The 4,815-nt window shown below is 58.5% G+C and carries 4 protein-coding genes; 2 read left to right on the top strand and 2 right to left on the bottom strand.

What is annotated here, in order from left to right; translation table 11 throughout:
- Together ACOYNV_RS25685 and ACOYNV_RS25680 are read left to right on the top strand one after the other, a co-directional pair.
- A partial coding sequence (locus ACOYNV_RS25685) for a GGDEF domain-containing protein (protein WP_422902658.1) occupies positions 1-326 on the top strand: 326 nt, incomplete at its 5' end.
- A 94-nt stretch (positions 327-420) separates the two neighbouring features.
- The gene (locus ACOYNV_RS25680) at positions 421-885 is read left to right on the top strand and encodes a hypothetical protein (protein ID WP_422902657.1); all 465 of its coding nucleotides are present in this window, start codon (positions 421-423) and stop codon (positions 883-885) included.
- Between the two features lie 257 nt (positions 886-1,142).
- On the opposite strand, the gene ACOYNV_RS25675 is transcribed toward ACOYNV_RS25680, so the two are convergent.
- On the bottom strand, positions 1,143-3,629 hold the full coding sequence (locus ACOYNV_RS25675; RefSeq protein WP_422902656.1) for an NAD-dependent epimerase/dehydratase family protein: 2,487 nt from the start codon (positions 3,627-3,629) through the stop codon (positions 1,143-1,145).
- A gap of 166 nt (positions 3,630-3,795) precedes the next feature.
- Positions 3,796-4,674 carry a protease HtpX gene (gene htpX / locus ACOYNV_RS25670; protein ID WP_422902655.1) on the bottom strand — a complete coding sequence of 293 codons (879 nt, stop codon included), beginning with the start codon at positions 4,672-4,674 and terminating at the stop codon, positions 3,796-3,798.
- Positions 4,675-4,815: the final 141 nt, after the last annotated feature.

Genomic DNA, 4,815 nt, shown 5'->3' with positions numbered 1-4,815 from the left:
AATACCACCTCAACACGTCATATGATACGTTTATTTATTTACGCCGCCTAAGCGATATTCCCGTACGTCTCGGCGGCGACGAGTTTGCGTTATTGCTACCCGGGATGGACAGCGTAGCAGCGCAAGTTTATGTCAGCGACTTGCAGCGCCAACTGATGGCTGCAATGGGTGATCATCATTGGCCGGTGACATTCAGCATCGGAGTAGCGAGTTACGCTCAGGCGCCTCCTGACCTTGACCGCCTGTTGGCCAATTCGGACAGCCTCATGTACGAAGTCAAACGCGGCGGCAGGAGTCGCATCCTGCAAAAGAACTACACACCCTGACCACAACACAGGCAATTGGGGTGTCAAATTATGATATCGTAGTCGTCGTTGCCCAGTTTGAAATACTTATTTTTCCGAAAATGGGAGTGTTGCAATGAGAAGCTATCCTGTTGACAGCAAAGATTCCATGGCCCGTGTCGTTGTGATGGCACTGATGGCTGAAGGTGCCATTGATCCAAGTGAACTCAAGTTGTTGGAGCGTCCAGAGATCATTGCTCGGATGGGTTTTGATCACGCATGCCTAACCAAAGTTACACAGGAGTTTTGCCAAGATTTGGAGATTTCCGCAGCTAACTTCCGGTCCAGCGATTTAGGTTTGGATCCGCAGACAATTGACCTTTTGCTTGCGGAAATCCGAAGTCCCGCGTTACAAGCGAACCTCCTAAGGGCAATGCTTGATATCGTATATGCGGACGGACATATCACCGGCGGCGAGGCGGTAGTCATTGCGCAGGCCATGAAGCGATGGGGCCTGGACTTGTACGAGGAGCGAGACGAGCCCCAAGAGCGTCGTTGGGTTTTTTCCGCTCGGCGCGATGCCAAGGCACCATTCAAATAGCGCAGGATATTGGCTGACAGCCGCATCACGATTCTTCTGCCAGGAATTGATCGCTGTTTGATACTGCCCTGTGAAGTCTGGATGATGATCCAGCGGCCTGCTTGACCAATGGGTCTTGAAAACAGGAGATAACCAGACCCGTGTCTTGTCTGTGATGAACCAGAAAATATTCAAACACAATCGGGCTGGATCCATAGTTCTCCAAAGCCTTGGATTTCAAGCTCCGTTGGGCCTCGATTTTCTCAGCCCCCCTCACTTCAGGTGATCACCCGATCCCAAGCCCCGTAGTGTTCGCGCACCGGCCCGCGACGGATTGAAAGCACCATCAGCGCAAAACCAGCAACCACGCTACAAACCAGTGTGGACATGTTGCCCACGAACATGAAAGGCGACGCCATCAACCCTGCGCCCAGCAGCGCGTTCAGCCAGCGCGCTGGGCGCGCGACTTCGGCCGCGGCGATCGACACCACGGTAAGCACCAGCGATCCGATCACGTGGTGGGCGTGCGCCAGGTTACCGTCTGCACCCGGCCACAGTCGCGTAAACAGCAACGCCAGCCCGATGAGTGCGGCGAGTCCGAGGTTCCATGGCAGGTTCACGCCGCCAGCCATCATGCTGTGCAGAACGGCGCCTGGCCGCTGGGCGAACTCGTCGACTTCGGCACCACGACCTTCGGAGCCGAACGGCATCGTGTCGGTATCGCCGCGGAAGAACACCGCGAGCCCATTGCGACCCGCCTGCACACGGCGGCGCAAGAACTGCAGCGTCGCGAGCAACTCGTCCAGTGAGTACGGAATCTGGATCAGGATTGCCACCGCGCCGATCAGTGCCACGGTGCTCCAGGTGCCAATCACGATGGGCTGGATGATGACGAAGAAGATCGACGTGATGCCCAGCGGAGCGATCATCAGCCCGAACAACACTACCAGCCACGGCATGGTGCGCCAGCGCGCTTTGGCGCCGGCCAGTCCGGTAAGAATCTCCAGCAGGTAGGTGTAGCCACCGAGGGCTGCATCCGAGACCGGAAATGCCTTGGATAGCGCAGAGGTGATGATCTCCTCGGTCCCGTTCTGCGGATCGGTCGCCGAGCCGTCAAAGAACGGATCCCACACATTCGGAATATGACCCAGTTGATAGGCGGCCAGATAGCGCGCCACAAACAGGCCGATCAGCGCGGTGGCGATAATCGGCAGGCGTTGCGTCCAGGCCGAAGGGTTGTAGCTCCAGCCTGGCGGAATGTCCGGGCCGGTCAGCGCAGCCAGTGCCGAAGGCCCTGGCTCGGGCTTGGTGCAAACAGCAAAGCCGAAAATCAGCGCGCCGACCAGCGTGTCCGAGAGGTAGGCCGCAGCGTTGCCGGTGTGGAAAAGAAACGGAATGGCCATGACCACCGCGCCGATACCGGCGCACACCCAGCGCGCTGCGGTGCCACGCTGCGACAAGGCCGCCGTGGCAAACACCATCAGCAAGGCGCCCAGCGCCATCTCGCTCCAGCGCAGCAGGGGCTCCTGCACGGCAATCAGTAGCGGCTGGGTGAACAGCCAACTGCCCAAAGCGATGTTGACGAAGTGCGGCCAGCGGTTGTCGCCCAACTCAGCGTTAAACTGTTGCCTGTACCGCTGACGCAAGGTCTCCGGGTCCTCGCCGGCCTCGCTGGCGGCAGTCACCCAGTGCGGTGGCGTGACACCGTTGCGGCGATACCAGCCAGTCGGATCGTCCTTCAAGGATTGCACCAGGCGCGGCAATTCGTGCTTGAAACTGTGGTGCGGCTCCCAGCCCAGCAGCTCGCGGGCGCGGCGCGTGTCCAGTGCATAGTGGTCGTCAGCCATTTCGGCCATGAAAGGCCGCACAAACGGGGCTTCGCCCTTGTCGATGGCATCTGGAATGAGCGGCTCCAGCTTGGTTTGGGCCCACAGCCCGGCCGCAGCAATGGATTTGGGCACTTGCAGGGTCGTCCAGTCGTCTATCCCGTGCATCAAGGCCCCCAGGCGGTCTTGCAGTGCGTCGTAACCGATGGCATCGGCTTCGCCGATAAGGATGGCTGTTTCGCCCGGCAGTGCGTGGCGGCGGTCGATGGTGCGCCGAAAGGCATCGAGCATGTCGTCCCGGTGCAGCATCGCCTGGCCGACCAGGGTGCTGCCAGAGTAGAAGTAGCTTTGCAGGTCGCGCTCGTAGATGCGCGCGAACTGCTGGGCCATCGTCGGCACCAGCGACTGCTCGTCATAGACACCGGCTAAGCGCAGGTTGACGCAGGGGATTGCGCCGTGCTCCTGGCGCACCACCTCTTCAGCCGCCGCCTTCGACCTGGGGTAGGCCCAGCGTGGACCGATCGGGTGGCATTCGTCGATGCGCTCGCCCGGTCGGCATGGCGCATGGACCAGCATCGTACTGGCATAGATAAACTGCTCAACCTCGAAAGTCTGCAGCGCGCGCAGCAGATGCCGCGTGCCCTCCACATTGACGCTTTTGTAGCGTGGATCATCGGCATTGCTGAAATCAAAATAGGCCACCAGATGCACCACGCTGGCGATTCGCGCACCGAACGACTCACGCAGTTTGTGCAGCGCCAACTCGATGGACGAAGCTGAAGAAAAATCTGCCTGCAGGATCGGGAAAGGACTTTCCTGAGCCATGCGGTCCAATCCGACCACACGGTAGGTGTCGCTCAGTGATCGTCCCAGCGTCTGCCCGAGGTTGCCGGCGGCACCAGTAATGAGAACCAGTGGACGTAGATCTGGCGTATTCATGTGCTTGGTCTCATGTCGAATTATTGTGTTCCCGTTCTCGGTCTTTACCCTGGCGCTGCGAATCAACTAGCCGCATCTGACATCGAACTGATCGAGATGGATCAATCTCCGCAGCAAAAACATCACAAGCACCAGGATGAAAGAATTCAAGGTCAAAAGGACCCCCTCATTTCCAGACATTCAGCGCAGCAATTCGTTCTTCAATCGGCGGGTGACTAGCAAAGAGTGCCATCCAGCCCGGTCGACCGGTGATCCCTGCCGTCGCCACGCTTTGCGGGAGTTCTCCTGCACTCAATCCGCCCAGCCGACGCAGCGCCCCAACCATCGGCCGAGCGGAGCCCATCAGTCTGGCCGCTCCGGCGTCAGCCCGGAACTCGCGCTGGCGTGAGAACCACGCAACAATAATGCTGGCAACCACGCCGAACACGATGTCGCAAACGACCGTCGTGATCATGTAGACAATGCCAGGGCCGCTTGATTCTTCGTCATTGCGACGCAGGAAGGAATCCACCAGATAGCCAACCACTCGTGAAATGAACACCACAAACGTATTGACCACGCCTTGAATGAGCGTCAGCGTAACCATGTCGCCATTGGCGATATGCGCCACCTCGTGCGCCAGTACCGCTTCAGCCTCTTCTCGCGACATGCTTTGCAGGAGGCCGGTGGAAACGGCCACCAATGAACTGTTCTTGGTGGCACCCGTTGCGAACGCGTTGGGCTCTCCCTCATAGATTGCCACCTCCGGCATGCCGATGCCAGCCGCCTTGGATAGCCGCGCGACGGAGTCGACGAGCCAAAGCTCGGTGGAATTGCTCGGATGCTCGATGACCTGTGCGCCGGTACTCCACTTGGCAATCGGTTTGGATATCAACAGTGAAATGAAAGCACCACCGAATCCCATTACGGCTGCGAAGCCAAGCAACGCGCTTATATTGAGGCCGCTGCCGGTCAGAAAACGATTGACGCCGAGAAGGTTGGCGACGATACCAAGTACGACCACCACCGCGAGATTGGTGGCCAAAAAAAGCAGGATACGTTTCATCAGGGTTCTCCTTTGATCACACACAAGGCTTCGGAACCTGCGGATAGAAGCGTCGGTCCGCAGCAAACATCAAACACAGACGATTCCAGACTCAGATTTCTTCTGTTAGGACCCAATTGGTTTGGCACTTTTCACACCAGC

The organism is Propionivibrio sp. (genome assembly GCF_049316945.1).
In the GTDB taxonomy this organism is placed as follows: domain Bacteria; phylum Pseudomonadota; class Gammaproteobacteria; order Burkholderiales; family Rhodocyclaceae; genus Propionivibrio.
Note: the sequence above shows the minus strand (reverse complement) of the source record. Positions and strands in the feature narration are given on the sequence as shown.

What these genes read in the sequence shown, in the direction of transcription:
- htpX (WP_422902655.1), bottom strand. Translation starts at nt 4,674, where the DNA reads ATGAAACGTATCCTGCTTTTTTTGGCCACCAATCTCGCGGTGGTGGTC.
- ACOYNV_RS25680 (WP_422902657.1), top strand. Translation starts at nt 421, where the DNA reads ATGAGAAGCTATCCTGTTGACAGCAAAGATTCCATGGCCCGTGTCGTT.
- ACOYNV_RS25675 (WP_422902656.1), bottom strand. Translation starts at nt 3,629, where the DNA reads ATGAATACGCCAGATCTACGTCCACTGGTTCTCATTACTGGTGCCGCC.